General features: G+C 71.5%; 16 protein-coding genes. 12 read left to right on the top strand and 4 right to left on the bottom strand.

Annotation, left to right across the window (positions count from 1 at the left end):
• The first annotated feature begins 274 nt into the window (after positions 1-274).
• The 3 genes from AF1_RS27675 (at position 275) to AF1_RS27665 (ending at position 3,221) form a co-directional block, all read left to right on the top strand.
• Positions 275-1,090 (top strand): SAM-dependent methyltransferase, encoded by an 816-nt coding sequence (locus AF1_RS27675; protein ID WP_067805646.1) that lies wholly within the window; start codon positions 275-277, stop codon positions 1,088-1,090.
• Between the two features lie 104 nt (positions 1,091-1,194).
• Positions 1,195-2,325 carry an acyl-CoA dehydrogenase family protein gene (locus tag AF1_RS27670; protein ID WP_067805643.1) on the top strand — a complete coding sequence of 377 codons (1,131 nt, stop codon included), beginning with the start codon at positions 1,195-1,197 and terminating at the stop codon, positions 2,323-2,325.
• Positions 2,322-3,221 carry an acyl-CoA dehydrogenase family protein gene (locus AF1_RS27665; RefSeq protein ID WP_067805640.1) on the top strand — a complete coding sequence of 300 codons (900 nt, stop codon included), beginning with the start codon at positions 2,322-2,324 and terminating at the stop codon, positions 3,219-3,221. The genes AF1_RS27670 and AF1_RS27665 overlap by 4 nt, the downstream gene beginning before the upstream one ends.
• Here AF1_RS27665 and AF1_RS27660 read toward each other — a convergent pair.
• Together AF1_RS27660 and AF1_RS27655 are read right to left on the bottom strand one after the other, a co-directional pair.
• Positions 3,205-4,767: a FadD3 family acyl-CoA ligase gene (locus tag AF1_RS27660; protein ID WP_067805637.1), complete on the bottom strand. Its 1,563-nt coding sequence runs from the start codon at positions 4,765-4,767 to the stop codon at positions 3,205-3,207. The genes AF1_RS27665 and AF1_RS27660 overlap by 17 nt on opposite strands.
• Positions 4,768-4,816: 49 nt before the next feature.
• Positions 4,817-6,208: a GH1 family beta-glucosidase gene (locus AF1_RS27655; RefSeq protein WP_067805635.1), complete on the bottom strand. Its 1,392-nt coding sequence runs from the start codon at positions 6,206-6,208 to the stop codon at positions 4,817-4,819.
• A 99-nt stretch (positions 6,209-6,307) separates the two neighbouring features.
• On the opposite strand from AF1_RS27655, the gene AF1_RS27650 reads away from it, so the two are divergent.
• The 8 genes from AF1_RS27650 to AF1_RS27615 all read left to right on the top strand — a co-directional run bounded on the left by AF1_RS27650 (position 6,308) and on the right by AF1_RS27615 (position 14,661).
• Complete coding sequence (locus AF1_RS27650; RefSeq protein WP_067805632.1) at positions 6,308-6,928, top strand: TetR/AcrR family transcriptional regulator; 621 nt, start codon at positions 6,308-6,310, stop codon at positions 6,926-6,928.
• A gap of 83 nt (positions 6,929-7,011) precedes the next feature.
• On the top strand, positions 7,012-8,700 hold the full coding sequence (locus AF1_RS27645) for an amidohydrolase family protein (RefSeq protein ID WP_067805629.1): 1,689 nt from the start codon (positions 7,012-7,014) through the stop codon (positions 8,698-8,700).
• A complete protein-coding gene (locus AF1_RS27640; protein WP_131732935.1) occupies positions 8,697-9,914 on the top strand; it encodes an MFS transporter in 1,218 nt (405 codons plus the stop codon). Before AF1_RS27645 ends, AF1_RS27640 begins: the two co-directional genes overlap by 4 nt.
• 10 nt (positions 9,915-9,924) lie before the next feature.
• Positions 9,925-11,694, top strand: coding sequence for a sulfatase (locus AF1_RS27635; RefSeq protein ID WP_067805622.1), 1,770 nt, complete (start codon positions 9,925-9,927; stop codon positions 11,692-11,694).
• Positions 11,691-12,482, top strand: coding sequence for a formylglycine-generating enzyme family protein (locus AF1_RS27630; protein WP_067805619.1), 792 nt, complete (start codon positions 11,691-11,693; stop codon positions 12,480-12,482). The genes AF1_RS27635 and AF1_RS27630 overlap by 4 nt, the downstream gene beginning before the upstream one ends.
• A gap of 166 nt (positions 12,483-12,648) precedes the next feature.
• Positions 12,649-13,236: a hypothetical protein gene (locus AF1_RS27625; RefSeq protein ID WP_084263407.1), complete on the top strand. Its 588-nt coding sequence runs from the start codon at positions 12,649-12,651 to the stop codon at positions 13,234-13,236.
• A gap of 34 nt (positions 13,237-13,270) precedes the next feature.
• Positions 13,271-14,068: an SAM-dependent methyltransferase gene (locus AF1_RS27620; protein WP_067805617.1), complete on the top strand. Its 798-nt coding sequence runs from the start codon at positions 13,271-13,273 to the stop codon at positions 14,066-14,068.
• Between the two features lie 38 nt (positions 14,069-14,106).
• Positions 14,107-14,661: an HXXEE domain-containing protein gene (locus AF1_RS27615; protein WP_067805614.1), complete on the top strand. Its 555-nt coding sequence runs from the start codon at positions 14,107-14,109 to the stop codon at positions 14,659-14,661.
• A gap of 68 nt (positions 14,662-14,729) precedes the next feature.
• Here AF1_RS27615 and AF1_RS27610 read toward each other — a convergent pair whose 3' ends face one another.
• Positions 14,730-15,491 (bottom strand): TioE family transcriptional regulator, encoded by a 762-nt coding sequence (locus AF1_RS27610; protein ID WP_067805611.1) that lies wholly within the window; start codon positions 15,489-15,491, stop codon positions 14,730-14,732.
• Between the two features lie 81 nt (positions 15,492-15,572).
• Between AF1_RS27610 and AF1_RS27605 the strand changes: the two genes are divergently transcribed.
• Positions 15,573-16,724 carry an erythromycin esterase family protein gene (locus tag AF1_RS27605; RefSeq protein WP_067805608.1) on the top strand — a complete coding sequence of 384 codons (1,152 nt, stop codon included), beginning with the start codon at positions 15,573-15,575 and terminating at the stop codon, positions 16,722-16,724.
• Positions 16,725-16,739: 15 nt separating this feature from the next.
• On the opposite strand, the gene AF1_RS27600 is transcribed toward AF1_RS27605, so the two are convergent.
• Positions 16,740-17,300 (bottom strand): HNH endonuclease signature motif containing protein (locus AF1_RS27600; RefSeq protein WP_157419312.1); only part of this gene is annotated, 561 nt, incomplete at its 5' end.

The following is a 17,300-nucleotide window of genomic DNA, read 5'->3' as shown; positions in this document are numbered from 1 at the left end:
TTAGCCGCCCAGTGGTTGATCGTGCGCGCGGGTGGCGGTTTGGGGTCGCGGGGACGGTTCCTTACCGCCTTGTCGCCCATCCGCTCCTCACACGTGCCTTCTTCTGTACGTTGGCGAGGTGATCACATCCACCTATTACTTCGATGCTGAACGCGGCTCTGTCCGCAAGTCCAAGAAGTGCTGCGACCTCCCTCACTGAAGAGGGGCGCGAGACCGTCATATCGTCCACAGGGCGCGATATCTCCCGCACAATCCCCACACAGAAGGGCCCCATATGGCCGGCAACGCAAGGATCGACTCGTCCGTGCCGCATTCGGCGCGGATCTGGAATCACTGGCTGGGCGGCAAGGACAACTACCCCATCGACCAGGAGGTCGGGGACGAGTTCGTTCGCATCTTCCCCGGTCAGGTGGACATCGCCCGGCATTCGCGGGCTTTTCTCGGGCGCGCCGTCCGGTGTTTGGCGGGCGAGGCGGGGATACGGCAGTTCCTGGACATCGGGACCGGGCTGCCCACGGTCGACAACACGCACGAGGTCGCGCAGCGCGTCGCACCGGACGCCCGCGTCGTGTACGTGGACAACGACCCGCTCGTCCTCACGCACGCCCGCGCGCTGCTCACCTCGACGCCCGAGGGCGCCACGTCCTACATCGACGCGGACATCCGCGATCCCGGCACCATCCTGGCCGGGGCCGCCGAGACACTGGATTTCGGCCGTCCCGTGGCACTGCTGCTGCTCGGCATCCTGGGCCACCTCACGAACGAGGAGAACCCGGAAGGCGTCCTCGCACGGCTGGTGGCGCCCCTCGCCCCCGGCAGCCACGTGGTCGTCTGCGACGGCACGGACGTGTTCGGCACGCCGAGCGGGGACGGCGACGACACCGCCCGCGCCCGCGCGATCGCCCTCTATGTCGAGGCGGGCGGTGTCGCCTACAACCTGCGCTCCCCGGAGCGGATCACCGGGTTCTTCGACGGCCTGGAACTGCTGGAACCGGGTGTCGTCCCGGTGTCGCGCTGGCGTCCCGAGCCGTCGCCGTTCGGGGAGCCGCCGGCGGTGGACGCGTTCTGCGGCGTGGCCCGCGTCCCCTGACGGCCGGACACCGGGAGGCCGTGAGGATCTCACTGGGCGGAAGGGGAGGCCGGGGGCGCGGGCGACCGGTTACTCTACCAAACAGTTGTTAGAAAGAGGTTCTCATGGATCTTGAGTTCGGGACGGCGGACGAGGCGTTCCGCGCGGAGGTGCGCGAGTGGCTGCGCGCGCACCTCCCGGCGGAGCCGCTGCCCTCGCTGGAGACCGAGGAGGGGTTCGCGGCGCACCGGGAGTGGGAGCGGACGCTCGGCGAGGCGCGCCTCGGGGTGGTGTCGTGGCCCGAGGAGTACGGCGGACGGGGCGTATCCATACTCCAATGGCTGATCTTCGAGGAGGAGTACTACGCGGCGGGCGCCCCCGGGCGGGTCAGCCAGAACGGCATCAACCTGCTGGCGCCCACGCTCATGAAGCACGGGACGCCGGAGCAGCTCGCGCGGATCCTGCCGCCGATGGCCGCCGGTGAGGTGATCTGGGCGCAGGCGTGGTCGGAGCCCGGCGCGGGCAGCGACCTGGCGGCGCTGCGCTCGACCGCGACGCGGACGGACGGCGGCTGGCTGCTGGACGGCCAGAAGACCTGGAGCTCGCGGGCCGCGTTCGCCGACCGGGGTTTCGGGCTGTTCCGGTCCGATCCGGAGTCGTCCCGGCACAAGGGCCTCACGTATCTGATGTTCCCGCTGGACGCGCCGGGCGTGACCGTCCGCCCCATCGGGCGGCTGGACGGCAAGCCCGCGTTCGCCGAGCTGTTCCTCGACAAGGTCTTCGTCCCGGACGAGGACGTCATCGGCGCGCCGGGCGAGGGCTGGCGGGTCGCGATGGCCACCGCCGGGAACGAGCGGGGGCTGACGCTGCGCAGCCCCGGACGGTTCACGGCGGCGACCGAACGGCTCGTCGAGCTGTGGAAGGAGCGGGCCGACCCGTCCGACACGGCGCTGCGGGACCGGGTCGCGGACGCGTGGATCAGGTCGCGCGCCTACCGGCTCAAGGGCTTCGAGACGATCTCGCGGAGCGACGACATCGGCGCCGAGTCCAGCCTCAACAAGGTCTTCTGGTCGGAGCTGGACGTGGCCCTGCACGAGACGGCGCTCGACCTGCTCGGCCCGGACGGCGAGCTGGAGTCGCAGTGGCTGGAGGACTACGTGTTCTCGCTGGCCGGCCCGATCTACGCGGGCACCAACGAGATCCAGCGCAATGTGATCGCCGAGCGGCTGCTCGGCCTGCCGAGGGGGGCGCGGTGAAGTTCGTGCTGGACGCCGAGCAGCGGATGTTCGGCGAGACGCTGCGCAAGCTGCTGGCCGACGCGGGCACGGCGAAGGCCGCCCGCGCCTGGGCGGCCGGTGACTCGGCGCCGGGGCGGGCGCTGTGGTCGGCGGTCGCGGAGGCCGGGGTGTTCGCGGTGGCGGTGCCGGAGGAGTTCGGCGGCGCCGGGCTGCTGCCGGTCGAGCTGGCCGTCGCGGCGGAGGAGCTGGGCCGGGCCGCAGCTCCCGGGCCCTATGTGGAGACCCTCGCCGCCGCCGAGGCGCTGGGCGAGTCGCCGTGGCTGCCGCGGATCGCGGAGGGCGAGGCGCTCGTGTCGCTGGCCGTCCCCCACGCGCTGGACGCCGACGTCGCCGACCTCGTCCTCACGCCCGACGGCGTGGAGCGGCGGGCCGGCGAGGCGCTCGCGTCGATCGACCCGGCGCGGCGGCTGTTCCGCGTCGCGGAGGGCGGGGGGTTCACCGACTTCGGCGCGCTGCTGTGCGCGGCGCAGCAGATCGGGCTCGGCCAGGCGCTGCTGGAGGTGTCGGTGGAGTACGCCGGGACGCGGCAGCAGTTCGGGCGTCCGATCGGCGAGTACCAGGCGATCAAGCACCATCTGGCGGGCGCGATGGTCGAGCTGGAGTTCGCGCGTCCGCTCGTGTTCGGGGCGGCGCTGTCGTACGGGACGCCGGACTTCGCGCGGGACGTGTCCGCCGCGAAGGTCGCCGCCTCCGAGGCGTCCTACGCGATGGCCAAGACCGCCTTGCAGGTGCACGGCGCGATCGGCTACACCGACGAGTACGACCCGTCGCTGTGGATCCGCAAGGCGCGCGCGCTGTACTCGGCGTGGGGTTCGGTGGCCGAGCACAGGGCGCGGGTCATCGCCGCTCTTTGAGTTCCACGCGCCTGACCTTGCCGGACGCGGTCTTCGGGAGGTCGTCCACGACGACGACCTCCCGAGGGACCTTGAAGTTCGCGAGCCGCTCCCGGCAGTGCGCGATCAGCTCGTCCTCGGTGGCCGTCCTGCCCGGGCGGAACCGGACGTAGGCGCGTCCCACCTCGCCCATGCGCCTGTCGGGAACACCGACCACCCCCGATTCGGCGACCGCGTCGTGGCGGGCGAGCACGTCCTCGACCTCGGCCGGGTACACGTTGAAGCCGCCGACGACGAACATCTCCTTCGTCCGCCCGGTGATGGCGAGGTTGCCGCGTTCGTCGAGCCGTCCGCGGTCGCCGGTGTCGAGCCAGCCGCCGCGGATCGTCCCGGCCGTCGCCTCGGGGTCGTCCAGGTAGCCCTTCATGACGTTGTAGCCGCGGACGAGGACCGCGCCGTCGGTGCCGGGCGGCACCTGCTCGCCCTTCTCGTCCACGATCTTGATCTCGACGTCCGCGATGGCCTTGCCGCAGGTGGTGGCGATGGTCTCGTCATCGTCGTCCACCGAGCACGCGGACACCGTGCCGGACGACTCGGTCAGCCCGTAGGCGGTCACGACCTGCGGGAACAGCTCCGCGCGGATGCGCCGCACCAGCGCGACCGGCACGTCCGCCGCGCCCGTCACCGCGAGCCGCAGGGAGGACAGGTCATGGTCCTCCTTGCCCGGCGCGTCGAGCAGCGAGGTGTAGATGGTCGGCGGCCCCGGCAGGACGGTGATCTTCTCCTGTTCGATGAGCCGCAGCGTCTCCGGGACGTCGAACGTGCGTTGCAGCACCATCGTGGCGCCCTTCAGCACGCACGCCAGCACGCCCGCCTTGTAGCCGAACGTGTGGAACATCGGGTTCACGATGAGGTACCGGTCGCCCGCCCGCACGCCGGTGCGTCCCGTCCACGCGGTGTAGGTGCGGACGTTCTGCTCGTGCGTGCACATCACGCCCTTGGGCTTGCCGGTCGTCCCGGACGTGAACAGGATGTCGGCGATGTCGCCGGGCTGGACGCTCGCGGCCCGCGCGTCCGCCTCGTCCGCGGGCACGGCCTTGGAGACGAACTGCTCCCAGGTGCCGACGCCCGGACGCGCCGGCCCGTTGAACGTGACGACGGACTCCAGCGCGGGCAGGCCGGGGACGGCGCCCGACTCGTCCAGCCCGAGCATGCCGGGGTAGTCGATGCCGAGGAAGCCGTCCTCGACGAACAGCACCTTCACCTTGGCCCTGGTGAGCGGCCAGCGGGCCTCGTCGCCCTTGAAACGGGTGTTGAGCGGGACGAGCGTCGCGCGCGCGCCCATCGCGCCCAGCACGGCGACGATCCACCGCAGCCCGTTGGGCGCCCAGATCGCGATGCGGTCACCGGGCCCGACACCGGCGCCGATGAACGCGGCGGTGGCCTCGCGGACCCGGTCGCGCAGCCCCGCGTAGGTGACCCGGACGTCGCCGTCCACGACCGCCTCCGCGTCCGGAAACTCCTTCGCGGACCGTGCCAGCAATGCCGGAATCGTCAGCTCGCTCATAACCCTCCATGATGAGCGCGCCGGGAGATGCGGGGCCGCGGCGTCCCGCTCACCGGTACCGCGCCAGTTCCTCCCGCAGCCAGTGGTAGGACGCCTTGGGGGTGCGCTTCTGCGTGGCGTAGTCGACGTGGACGAGACCGAACCGCTGGTCGTAGCCCTCGGCCCATTCGAAGTTGTCCAGCAGGGACCAGACGAAGTAGCCGCGGACGTCCACGCCGTCGCCGATGGCGGCGTGCAGGGCGCGCAGGTGGCCGTCCAGGTAGTCGATCCGGTCCCGGTCGGGGCGGCCCGGCTCGTCGCGCGCCGAGCAGCCGTTCTCGGTGATCAGGATCGGCGGCAGCGCGGCGGCGTAGGTGTCGCGCAGGCCGGTGAGCAGTTCGCGCAGGCCGTCCGGGACGACCGGCCAGCCGAACGCGGTGACGGGGTGGCCGTCGATGGGGACGTCCTCGAACGGCAGCCCGGCGTCGTCGAGGTGCTCGCTCACCTCGCGCAGGACGGACGCGCCCGGCGCGGGGACGGCCCCGGTGGTGGCCCGCCCCCGCGGGGCCGCCACCCGGGTCGGGCTGTAGTAGTTGACGCCGAGCAGGTCGAGCGGCGCGGAGATGACCGCGAGGTCGCCGTCCCGGACGAACGGCGGGTCGTCCGGGACCCCGTAGGCCGACAGGTCGGGCAGGCGGCCCAGCAGGACGGGATCGGTGAAGAGCCTGTTCTGGAGCGCGTCGAACGCGGTCGCGGCGGCGCGGTCCGCCGCCGAGTCCGTCGCGGCCCATACCGGGCTGTAGTTGTTGGTGAGCGCGATCTGCCCGGCGGTGCGCTCGCGGAGGGCGGGCACGGCGAGGCCGTGGGCGAGCATCAGGTGGTGCGCGACCGGGAACGCCTCCAGCAGGAGCGCCTCGCCCGGCGCGTGGGTTCCGATGCCGTAGCCCTCGGTCATGTGGACGAACGGCTCGTTCAGCGTGATCCAGACGCCGACGCGGTCGCCCAGCCGGTCGGCGACGAGGCACGCGTACTCGGCGAACCGGTGCGCGGTGTCGCGGTGCGTCCAGCCGCCGGCGTCCTGGAGCGCCTGCGGAAGGTCCCAGTGGTAGAGGGTGAGCGCGGGCGTGATGTCCCGTTCGGCGAGGGCGTCGACGAGCCGGTCGTAGAAGTCGAGCCCCTTGGCGTTGGCGGGGCCGCGGCCGTCCGGCTGGATCCTCGGCCACGCCACCGAGAACCGGTAGGCGTTGACGCCGAGGCCGGCCATCAGCGCGACGTCCTCCGGCCAGCGGTGGTAGTGGTCGCAGGCGACGTCGCCGGAGTCGCCGTTCTTGACGCGGCCGGGCTCGGCGCAGAACGCGTCCCAGATGCTCGTGCCGCGTCCGTCCTCCTTCACCGCGCCCTCGATCTGGTACGCCGCGGTGGCCGTACCCCAGAGGAACCCGTCGGGAAACCGGGGAAGCATGCGTCACCTCTCTCGCCTGGCCGAGCCCTCGTACGCGAGCTCTAACATGAGTGCGCGTCACATTAAAACATGAACCTGTGTCACGTTTGCGAGGGGACCATGGCGGACGGAGTGCGCCGCAGACCGGCCCAGCGCCGCAGCGCCGAGCACTTCGAGCGGCTGCTCGACGCCTGCGCGGAGCTGCTGGCCGAGCACGGCTTCGAGGCGCTGACCACGCGGGAGGTCGCGCGGCGGGCCGGCGTGCCCATCGGGACGCTGTACCAGTTCTTCGACGGCAAGTCGGGCCTGCTGTACGAGCTGGCCATGCGGAACCTGGCGATCCTGGACGCGCGGGTGCGCGAGCGGCTGGCGGAGCGGGAAGGGGACCGGCCGGTGCGGACATGGGCGGACGCCGCCGTCCTCGTCTACGAGGAGAGCCTCGCGCTGCGCCGCACCGTGACCGCCTTCTTCGTGGCGGACTTCCGCGACACCGGCGCCATCGACGCGGGCCTCGTCCGGCGGATCGACACCGAGATGGCCGCGCGGATGTACGAGCTGGGCACGAAGGCGGGGCTCGCGCCGCTGCCCGACCACGAGCGCGTCCTGCTCGTCGCCATCACCGCCTCGGACGGGCTGCTGCGGCTCGCCCACCAGACGGCGGAGGACGGCGACCCGGCGGTGATCGCGCTCGGCGCGCGGCTGCTGCGCGCGTACTTCGCGGAGATCATCGGCCCGAAGTGAACATGAGCCTTGTTCACTTTTTGCCGGATCGGTGATATCACTGCGCTCAGACCGTTGCCCTCTCCCCCCGGTCGAGGTGCTCCATGCTCTTCCGTCGCTCCCCCCGGCGTCCCGTCGTCGCAGCGGCCGCCACCCTGCTCGCCCCCCTGCTCGCCGCCGCGCTCGCCGTGGCCTGCCCCACCCCGCCCGCGCACGCCGCGGCCCCCCGCGACGCCGGCACCGGCATGACCGGCGGCCCGGCCACGGGGACGGCCGCGGGGAGGGCCGCGGGCGGCGAGGTGCGCGGCTACATCGACGCCCACAGCCACCTCATGTCCTACGAGGCGTTCGGCGGGCAGCTGCTCTGCGGCAAGCCGTTCGACCCGCGCGGCATCCGGGCGGCGCTGGCCGACTGCCCCGACCACGCCGGGAACGGCGCGCTCGCCTGGTTCGAGAACTTCACCCGGCACGGCACCCCGCTCGGCACGCACGACCCCGCCGGCTGGCCGGCCTTCAAGGACTGGCCCGCCTGGGACTCCCGCACCCACCAGCAGGCCTACTACGCGTGGCTGGAACGGTCCTGGCGGGCCGGGCAGCGGATCCTCGTCAACCAGCTGGTCGCCAACCGCCAGCTCTGCGAGGTCTACCCGCTGAAACGCACCGCGTGCGACGAGATGACGATCATCCGGCTCGAAGCGCGGCGGATGCGCGAGATGCAGTCCTACATCGACGGGCTGAGCGGAGGCCCCGGCCGGGGCTGGTTCCGGATCGTGCGCGGCCCGGCGGAGGCGCGGCGGGTGATCCGGGACGGAAAACTCGCCGTCGTCCTCGGCGTCGAGACGTCCGAGCCGTTCGGCTGCCGCGAGATCGGCGGCGTCCCGCAGTGCACCCGCGGCGACATCGACCGGGGCCTGGACGAGATGCGGCGCCTCGGCGTGTCCTCGATGTTCCTGTGCCACAAGTTCGACAACGCGCTCTGCGGCGTGCGGTTCGACCCGGGCACGACCGGGGCGGTCGTCAACGCCGGCAACCTCCTCGCGACCGGGCGGTTCTGGCAGGCCGAGACGTGCACCGGGCCCGTCCACGACAACACCATCGCCCCGGCCGGCGCGGTGAGCGGCCAGGTCGCGCAGATCCTGCGGCTGCTCGGGCGGGCGGGCATCACGCTGCCGCTGTATCCGCCCGCGCCGCACTGCAACGTCAAGGGGCTGACCGGCCTCGGCGCCCACATGGTGCGGGGCCTGATGAAGCGGCACATGCTCGTCGAGATCGACCACATGAGCGCCAAGGCCGCCGGGCAGACCCTCGGCCTGCTGGAGCGGGCGGGCTATCCGGGCGTCGTCTCGTCCCACAGCTGGGAGGACCCGGCCTACGCGCGCCGCGTCTACCGGCTCGGCGGCATGGTCACCGGCTACGGCCACTCGGCACCCGCGTTCGTCGCGGAGTGGCGGCGCAACAAGGAGTCCCGCGACCCGCGCTACACGTTCGGCTACGGCTACGGCCTGGACGCCAACGGGATGGGGCCGCTGCCCCCGCCGCGCGCGGACGCCCGCGAGCACCCGCTGCGCTACCCGTTCGCGTCCCCCGTCGACCCGTCGGTGAAGCTCGGCCGGCTGCGCACCGGGCTGCGCACCTGGGACCTCAACGTCGACGGCGTCGCGAACTACGGGCTCGTCCCCGACTGGATCGCCGACATGCGCGCCTACGGCGGCCAGGAGATCCTGGACGACCTGGCGCGCGGCGCGGAGGCGTACCTGCGGATGTGGCGGCGCGCCGAGACGGGCGGTCGATGAACGAGCTGACGACCGCCGAGCGCGGCACCACCGGCGAGGTCGGGCGGACCTGGCTGCTCGGGTACGGGGCGGCCTGGTTCGGCTACTGGCTGGTGATCCTGCTCCCGCCGCAGTTCATGACCCCGCACCTCATCGGGACCATCGCGGCGGAGCACAAGGTGGACGTGCTGTCCTACCTGATGGTCCAGAACTCGCTGGTCGTGGTGGTCTGCGTGCCGCTCGCCGGGATGCTGTGCGACCGGACCCCCGCCCGCCTCGGCCGCCGCCGCGTCTGGGCGCTCGGCGGTTTCGGCCTCGCCACCGTCCCGTACGCGCTGGTCGGGACGCAGACGAGCTGGCCGGTGGTGGCCGGGCTGATGGTCGTCGTCTCGGTGGGCGCGTCGGCGGTGCTGGCCTCGCTCAGCGCCGTGATCGCCGACCGGGTGCCGCCGGACCGGCGCGGCGCGGCGTCGGCCGCGATGGGCGTCCCGCAGGTGATCGCGCTGGTCGTCGGAATGGTGCTGGTGACGATGGTGGTCACGTCCATCCCCGGAAGCTGGGCGCTCATCGCGGCGCTCGCCGCCGCGTCGGCGCTGCCGTTCCTGCTGATCCGCACCCGGACCCGCCCCGCCCTGCGGGCCGCCGCGCCCGGGGACGGGACACGCGTGCCGTTCCCGCGGAACGCCGACTACTACTGGGCGCTGCTGTCCCGGGTGCTGATCAACGCGGGGAACCTGGCCGGGACGACCTACCTGCTGTACTTCCTCACCGACGTGCTGCACCGCCGCGACCCCGACGGGTCGCTGCTGATCCTCACGCTGATCTACCTGGTCTGCTGCGCGACGACCGGCTACCTGGGCGGCCGGGCGTCGGACCTGCTCGGCCGCCGCCGCGACCTCATCGCGGTCGCGGGGGCGCTGCAGGCGGCCGCCGCCGCGCTGCTCGCGGTCGCGCCGACGTGGCCGTCCGCCATGGCGGGGGCGGTGCTGCTGGGCGCGGGCTACGGGGCGTTCCTGTCGGTGGACCAGGCCCTCGTCACCGACGTCCTGCCGGACCAGCGCAGCCGCGCCCGCGACCTCGGCGTCATCAACGCGGCGCAGAACGTCCCGCTGGCGTTCGGCGTGGCCTGGTTCGTGCTCACCTTCGTGGGCGGCTACCGGGTCCTCTACGCCGTCTCCGCGGTCATCATGCTGCTGGGCTCCGCGGCCGTCTACCGGATCAGAAGCGTGCGTTGAAAGGCGTGCCATGAAAGCGATAATGGTCATGTTCGACACCCTCAACCGGCGTTTCCTGCCGCCGTACGGGGCCGCGGACGTGCACGCCCCCAATTTCACCCGGCTCGCCGAGCGGACCGCCACCTTCGACAACTGCTACGGCGGCAGCATGCCGTGCATGCCGGCGCGACGCGAAATGCACACCGGCCGCTACAACTTCCTGCATCGCGGCTGGGGGCCGCTGGAACCGTTCGACGACTCGGTGCCGGAGATCCTGAAGGAGAACGGCGTCCACACCCATCTGGCCACCGACCACCAGCACTACTGGCTGGACGGAGGCGCGACCTACCACCCGCGCTACAACACCTTCGAGTTCTTCCGGGGCCAGGAGGGCGACGAATGGAAGGGGCATGTCGCCGACCCCGACATTCCCGACTCCGTCCCGCATTCGGCGAACCCGCTGCGCCGCCAGGACTGGGTGAACCGCCTCTACATGAAGGACGAGGCCGACCATCCGCAGACGCGCACGTTCGACGCGGGCCTGCACTTCATCAGGACCAACCATGCCGAGGACAACTGGTTCGTCCAGATCGAAACGTTCGATCCGCACGAGCCGTTCTTCAGCTACGACCATTACAAGAAGCTCTACCCGGACGACTACGGCGGCCCGCACTTCGACTGGCCCGACTACAAACGCGTCACGGAGACACCCGAGCAGGTCGCCCATCTGAGAAACCAGTACCTGGCGCTGCTGTCGATGTGCGACCGCTCCCTCGGGCGCGTCCTCGACATGATGGACGACCTGGCGCTCTGGGACGACACCCTCCTCATCGTCTGCACCGACCACGGACTGCTGCTCGGCGAACACGACTGGTGGGGAAAGAACGCGCCGCCGTTCTGGGACGAGACGATCCACACCCCCCTGTTCGTCTGGGACCCGCGCGGCCGGGTCGCGGGCGAACGGCGGTCGAGCCTCGTCCAGACGATCGACTTCGGGCCCACCCTCCTCGACTTCTTCGGCGTCCCCCGGACCGCCGACATGCAGGGCGTGCCGCTCCGCGAGGTCATCGAACGGGACGCACCCGTCCGGGAGGCGGGCCTGTTCGGCTGTTTCGGCGGCCACGTCGGCGTCACCGACGGCCGGCACGTCTACATGCGGGCCTGCACGGAACCGGGAAACCGGCCGCTCGCCGAATACACCCTCATGCCCACGCACATGCGCGGCCGCATTCCCGTGGCGACACTCCGGGACGCGACGCCGGCCGAGCCGTTCCCGTTCACCAAGGGGGTCGCGCCATTGCGGCTTCCCGGTTACGCCTATACCGACCCCTACGCCTTCGGCACGCTCCTTTACGACCTGGAGAACGACCCGGAGCAGCTCTCCCCTCTCCTCGACGACGAACTCGAACTGCGCATGGCGACGCTCATGGCCGGCCTGATGCGCGCCAATGACGCGCCCCCGGAACAGTACGAACGCCTGGGCCTGCCGCCCTCGGGTCCGGTGACGTCCTCCCACCTGCTCGCCGGACGGCAATGGGACCAGGTGGTCGCGTCCGAACACCCGCCGCTGACCGCCGCCGAGTTCCCCCGGTCACGCCTCTCCGTGACGACACCGACTCACCTGCTCGTCGCCGAACCGGCGGCCGAGACCGTCCTCCGCAAGCATCTGGGCGCCCTCATGGACAGCCCGCTGCTGCCCGAGGCGATGCCGTTCTCCCTCCTGGAGATCGCCGGAACGGCGGTGGGCGTCATCAGCCGCGAAACCCTGCACGCCATCGCCGACGACCTGAAGGACCTGTGAAAACGCTACGTCTCCCGGGCGGCCCGTTCCTGATGGGCAGCGAGGACCCGGACGTGAACCCCGGCGACGGTGAAGGCCCGATCCGGCGGGTCACCGTCACGGAATTCGCCATCTCCCCCTGCACCGTGACCAACGACGAATTCGCCGCGTTCACAGAAGCCACCGGTCACCGCACCGACGCGGAACGATTCGGCTGGTCCCACGTCTTCGCGGGTTTCCTTCCGGGCTCCCTCCGCCGGATCTCACCCCGAGCCGGCCGCGCGCCGTGGTGGTGCGCCGTCCAGGGCGCGTGCTGGCGGCACCCCGAAGGCCCGGGCTCCTCCCTGGACGGCCGGGGCGACCACCCCGTGGTCCACGTCTCCTGGAACGACGCCACCGCGTTCTGCCGCTGGGCCGGCGGCCGTCTCCCCACCGAGGCCGAATGGGAGTACGCCGCACGCGGCGGCCTGACCGGCGAACGCTACCCGTGGGGGGACGACCTCACCCCCGGCGGCGAGCACATGTGCAACATCTGGCAGGGGCATTTCCCGACCCGCAACACCGCCGAGGACGGCTACCGGGGAACGGCCCCGGTCACCGCCTTCCCGCCCAACGGGTACGGCCTCCACAACATGGCCGGGAACGTCTGGGAATGGTGCGCGGACCCCTGGGGCGACGGCAGATCCCTGCGCGGCGGCTCGTACCTGTGCCACGAGTCCTACTGCAACCGGTACCGCGTCGCCGCCCGCACGAACAACTCCCCTGACAGCTCGTCCGGCAACACCGGATTCCGCTACGCGGCGGACTGAGCCGCGGTACTCCGCCGGGCGTACCGGCCGCGCCCGCCTGCGCCACGCGGCGTACACGCGATGCCGCCGCGCAGGGGACGACGCGCGCCGCGCACAGCCGCCATCGTCGGTCGTGGTCAAGGACGGCACGACCCGAGCCGTCCCGAGCACGGGAGGGACCGCGCAGATGGCGGCGGCAGACGTGAAGGACCGCGCGGGAACCCGGGCCCGGCCGGACGCCCGGTTCCGGCTCGGCAGGAGATGGCGGAAGACGACACTGATCGTGCACCTCGTGTCCGCCGGAGCGTGGATCGGGATCGACGTCATGGTGGCGGTCCTCGTCCTGACCGGACACTTCGGCGCCACCGCCGATGTGCGCGGCCTCGCCTACCGGGCACTGGCGACGTTCGTCGTGTGGCCGATGCTGACGTCCGGTCTCATCTGCCTGGTCACCGGGCTGATCCTGGGCCTCGGCACACGCTGGGGGCTGCTGCGCCACTGGTGGGTCGCGATCAAGCTCGTGCTCAACCTCGTCCTGTGCGCGCTCATCCTGCTGCTCCTGCGTCCGGGCATGGACCAGGTCGGCGACTACGGCCGGACTCTGACCCCCGGCGCACCCGAACCGGAGTTCATCTCGAAGCTCTTCTACCCGCCCGCCGTGTCGCTCACGGCACTGACCCTCGCGACCGTCCTCTCCGTGGCCAAACCGTGGGGACGCGTCCGGGACCGGCATCCCGGAAAGCGGGACAGGTACCCTGCGCCCCGGCAAGACTGAACACGGCAGTGATCAACACGCACGGGAGCAGTCCATGGACGAGAAGGCGCCGCCCAAGATCGATACGACCGTGCCCCACCAGGCCCGGGTCTGGAACTACTTCGTCGGGGGCAAGGACCATTACGACGTGGACCGGGCGTTCGCCGAGCAGCTCCTCCAGGCGTATCCGGGGTTCGACGCGGTGCCGCGGTACTCCCGCGTCTTCCTCGGACGGGCCGTCCGGCACCTCACCGGGGAGGCCGGGATCAGGCAGTTCCTCGACATCGGGACCGGGCTGCCCACGCACGACAACACCCACGAGGTCGCGCAGCGGGTCGCGCCCGACTGCCGGATCGTGTACGTCGACAACGACCCCCTCGTCCTGACGCACGCCCGCGCGCTGCTGACCAGCACGCCGGAGGGCGCCTGCGACTACATCGACGCCGACGCCCGTGACCCCGAGAGCATCCTGCGGGCCGCCGCCGCGACCCTCGACTTCGGCGAGCCGGTCGCGCTGATGCTCCTCGGCGTCCTCGGCACGATCCGCGACGACGAGGAGGCGCTCGCGATCCTGCACCGCCACCTGGACGCCCTCGCGCCGGGCAGCTACCTCGTCCTGGAGGACGGCACCAGGACGGTCCGGCCGGACGCCGCCGAGGAGGCCGACCGCGTCCGGGACGAGTCCGGCTACGACTACGAACTGCGCACCCCGGAACGCATCGCCCGCTTCTTCGACGGCCTGGAACTCCTCGACCCCGGCGTGGTCTCGGTGTCACGCTGGCGCCCCGAGCCGAGCCCCTTCGAAGAGCCCCCCGAAGTCGACGCCTTCTGCGGCGTGGCCCGCAAGCCCTGACCCGGCCCCGCGTGATCGTTTCTGCCAGACTCGACGGCATGATGCGAGACGCCGGAATCGGGCTGCTGATCGCGTGGATGGTGCACGACGCGGAGGAGGTCGCGGTCGGGCCGCGCTGGATCCGGGCGCGGCTACCGGAACTGCGCGAGCGCTTCCCGCAGGCGCCCGCCGGCGTGTGGCGCTGGATGGAGTCCGTCGACGAACGCGAGTTCGCGATGGCCGTCGCCGTCATGGGAGCGCTCGTCGCCGGCGCGGCGGCCGACGGGCAGCGCACGGGCGGACGGTCGGCCACGTACCAGGCCGCGCTCACCGGATTCGGGCTGCACGGGCTGGTGCATCTCGGGCAGGCCGCCGCACTGCGGCGGTACACCCCCGGCTCGGTCACGTCGGCGCTGGTGGTCATCCCCTACACGGTGTGGGCACGCGCGCAGTTGCGGCGCCGGGGCATCCTCCGCCCCACCCGGCCACGGGACGTCACGCGGGGCCTGGCACTCGCCGTGGCCGGTGTCGCCGGCGCCCACCTGCTGGCCCACCGCCTGACCGCCCGCCCGGGTGCGGCCCGCACTGCCGGGGACCACGCGCGCATCTCCTAGGCTCTCGCAGTGCGGACTCCCGCGCCCCCACCGGCGAGGCGAGCGGGGGACGAAAGGTTTCCCGGCCTTCACTTAGCGGACGGCCGTGACCGGTGGCCCGCGCCCTGCTGGGGCACGGCACGGTCGAGCAAGCTCAGATAGTCGCTGAGATGTGTGGCCGCGTTGAGCATGGCGAGACCTCGCGCGGTCAGCTTTCGCTGCCACTCGTCCAGGGCACCGGACAGCGCGTCGGTGCCGCCGGCCGTCCGGATCTGCTGGACCACGGTGGCTATGTAGCCGAGCAGGTAACCCCCGCGCCGGAGCAGGTGGGCGAGCTCGGCGTCGCGGATGTCGCTCGCGCGGAAGACGCGGTACCCGGTGGCCGGGTCCCGCGCGGGGGCGAGGATGCCGGCCTCCTCCCAGTTGCGCAAGGTCGCCGGGGTGACACGGAGCCGGTGTGCGAGTTCGCCGATGGTCCGGGCAGCGGAGTCCGCCGGCTGCTCCGGAGCGGCGCCGGGCTCCGCCGTCAGGTGGTCCACCGCCTGCCTCACCGCATTGAGGGTCTCCCGGTCCCGGAGCAACTGCCCGTGACCACGGTCGATGACCGACAGGGCGGCGTCGAGGCCGTCCTCGTGAAGTGCGTTCATGATCTGCCCTCCGGCCGCGTGCCCGTACGCCGGGACGAGCGAGAGGTAGGCGCGGAGGGCCGCCGCATGAACCTCGGTGTAGATCCGGTAACCGCTGCGTGTGCGCTCAGCGGGCGGGATGAACCCGTCCCGCTCGTAGTTACGGACCGCCTGGGTCGAGATGCCGTGCTCGCGCGCGAGGTCGGTTGGCCGCAAGGTAATCACCCGTTTGAGACTTTACAGCAATAAACTCCACCCAGAACAGCCAAAGTCTCAATCGACCTTTTAGAGATACGATTGAGACTCATGATTCACCACATCCGCGACTTCGTCACCCCGTCATGCGCCCTCCTGGCGCTCGGCGAGCCGACGCACCGGGCCCCGGCCTTCGGGTGGGCCCGCAACGAACTGTTCGCCCAACTGGTCGACCACGGCTTCCGGTCGATCGCCCTCGAAACCGATCGCGTGGCCGCGCTCACCGCGAACGACTTCGTCCAGGAGGGAGCCGGAAGCCTCGACACGGCGATGAGCGAAGGCTTCTCCCACGGCTTCGGCGACCTGGACGCCAACAGGCGGCTGATCGCCTGGATGCGCGACTACAACGAAGGCCGGCCCGCAGAAGAACGACTGGCCTTCCACGGCTTCGACGCCCCGATGGAGACCCTCAGCGCTCCCAGCCCGCGGCCCTACCTCGAACACGCCCGCGACTACCTGAAACTCGACCTCGACCTCACGAGCCTCGTCGGCGACGACGAACGGTGGAGCCGCTCGGAGGCGATCTTGGACCCGGCCATGTCACCCGGCGCCACCCCCGAGGCCGAGAGGCTGCGATCGATCGCCGACGACATGCTCGTCACGCTCTACGCGCGCACGCCGGAACTGATCGCAGCAACATCACGCGCCGAGTGGTTCAGGGCCAAGACACACCTCACCGCGGGTCTCGGCCTGCTGCGGTATCACAAGCAGTCGGCACAGCGCCTGGAGCAGAGCGCGCGGGTGTCCCTCCTGGCCGCCACCCGGGATGCGCTCATGGTCCAGAACCTCCTGGACATCCGAGACATCGAGGCCCGGCGGGGCCCGACCCTGCTCTTCGCCCACAACGCCCACCTGCAGCGAACCCCGTCCAACATGCGCATGGCGGACATGGACCTCACCTGGTTCGGCGCCGGCGACATCGCGGGGTCCCTGCTGGGCGATCAGTACATCTTCATCGCCGGCAGCCTGGGCCGCAGCGAACCCATCGGCCTTCAAGAGCCCGAACCGGACACCTATGAGGGCCATCTGCAGCGCCACATCACCACCTGGGGCCTGACGACGCCCACCATGGTCACTTCCGCACGCACGCGCACCGACACCACCCCGGAGCAGGGATACTTCCCTCTCGACCAGGCGATCCTCGACGGGGCTGACGCGGTCCTGCACATCAGCGACGGCACGACCATCGTCACCCGCTCATAGGACGGCCCCCGCCGGTCACGCGGCCTGGAGCCAAGGCGGCGGACGTCCGCCTGCGGCGATCGTTCTTTCTCGGGGCGCGGGGACGCGGTAGGTGTAGCGGCCGTTCGCGTCTTTGGCTATGTGAAGCCGGTCGGGCCGAGCGTGCTTGAACCTGTTGTGCCATCCGCAGCACAGGGCGAGCCGGTCGATGTCGGTGGGGCAGCCGAGGACCCAGCCGTCCACATGGTCGACCTCGCACAGCGTTCCCGGAACCTCGCACCCCTGCACGGCACACGTCGGGTAGAGGGTTTCGAGGACTTGGCGTTGGGCGCCGCTCGCGAAGCGGACCCGGTATCCGAGGTACAGCGGGACGTTGCCCGGACCGAGGAGGAGGGGTGAGACTCCGGCGTTGAGGGCGATGCGGCGGGCCTGCTCGGCGGGAATGGGGGTGCCGTCGGTCAGCCTGGCCGGGGCATCTCCGCCGGTCAACGTCTCCAGGTCGCAGATGACGGTGACCTTGGTGGCCTTGTGCCCGCCCGACAGGACACTCGTCAGCGCCGCCGCCGTCCGCTCGGACAGGTCGCGGTGGTCGTCGGC

The organism is Actinomadura formosensis NBRC 14204 (assembly GCF_001552155.1).
Classification (GTDB): Bacteria; Actinomycetota; Actinomycetes; order Streptosporangiales; family Streptosporangiaceae; genus Spirillospora; species Spirillospora formosensis.
Note: the sequence above shows the minus strand (reverse complement) of the source record. Positions and strands in the feature narration are given on the sequence as shown.

Bases quoted from the DNA above. Each gene is read 5' to 3' on its own strand.
- AF1_RS27675 (WP_067805646.1), top strand. From the start codon at position 275: ATGGCCGGCAACGCAAGGATCGACTCGTCCGTGCCGCATTCGGCGCGG.
- AF1_RS27670 (WP_067805643.1), top strand. From the start codon at position 1,195: ATGGATCTTGAGTTCGGGACGGCGGACGAGGCGTTCCGCGCGGAGGTG.
- AF1_RS27660 (WP_067805637.1), bottom strand. From the start codon at position 4,767: ATGAGCGAGCTGACGATTCCGGCATTGCTGGCACGGTCCGCGAAGGAG.
- AF1_RS27655 (WP_067805635.1), bottom strand. From the start codon at position 6,208: ATGCTTCCCCGGTTTCCCGACGGGTTCCTCTGGGGTACGGCCACCGCG.
- AF1_RS27650 (WP_067805632.1), top strand. From the start codon at position 6,308: ATGGCGGACGGAGTGCGCCGCAGACCGGCCCAGCGCCGCAGCGCCGAG.
- AF1_RS27645 (WP_067805629.1), top strand. From the start codon at position 7,012: ATGCTCTTCCGTCGCTCCCCCCGGCGTCCCGTCGTCGCAGCGGCCGCC.
- AF1_RS27640 (WP_131732935.1), top strand. From the start codon at position 8,697: ATGAACGAGCTGACGACCGCCGAGCGCGGCACCACCGGCGAGGTCGGG.
- AF1_RS27635 (WP_067805622.1), top strand. From the start codon at position 9,925: ATGAAAGCGATAATGGTCATGTTCGACACCCTCAACCGGCGTTTCCTG.
- AF1_RS27625 (WP_084263407.1), top strand. From the start codon at position 12,649: ATGGCGGCGGCAGACGTGAAGGACCGCGCGGGAACCCGGGCCCGGCCG.
- AF1_RS27620 (WP_067805617.1), top strand. From the start codon at position 13,271: ATGGACGAGAAGGCGCCGCCCAAGATCGATACGACCGTGCCCCACCAG.
- AF1_RS27615 (WP_067805614.1), top strand. From the start codon at position 14,107: ATGATGCGAGACGCCGGAATCGGGCTGCTGATCGCGTGGATGGTGCAC.
- AF1_RS27605 (WP_067805608.1), top strand. From the start codon at position 15,573: ATGATTCACCACATCCGCGACTTCGTCACCCCGTCATGCGCCCTCCTG.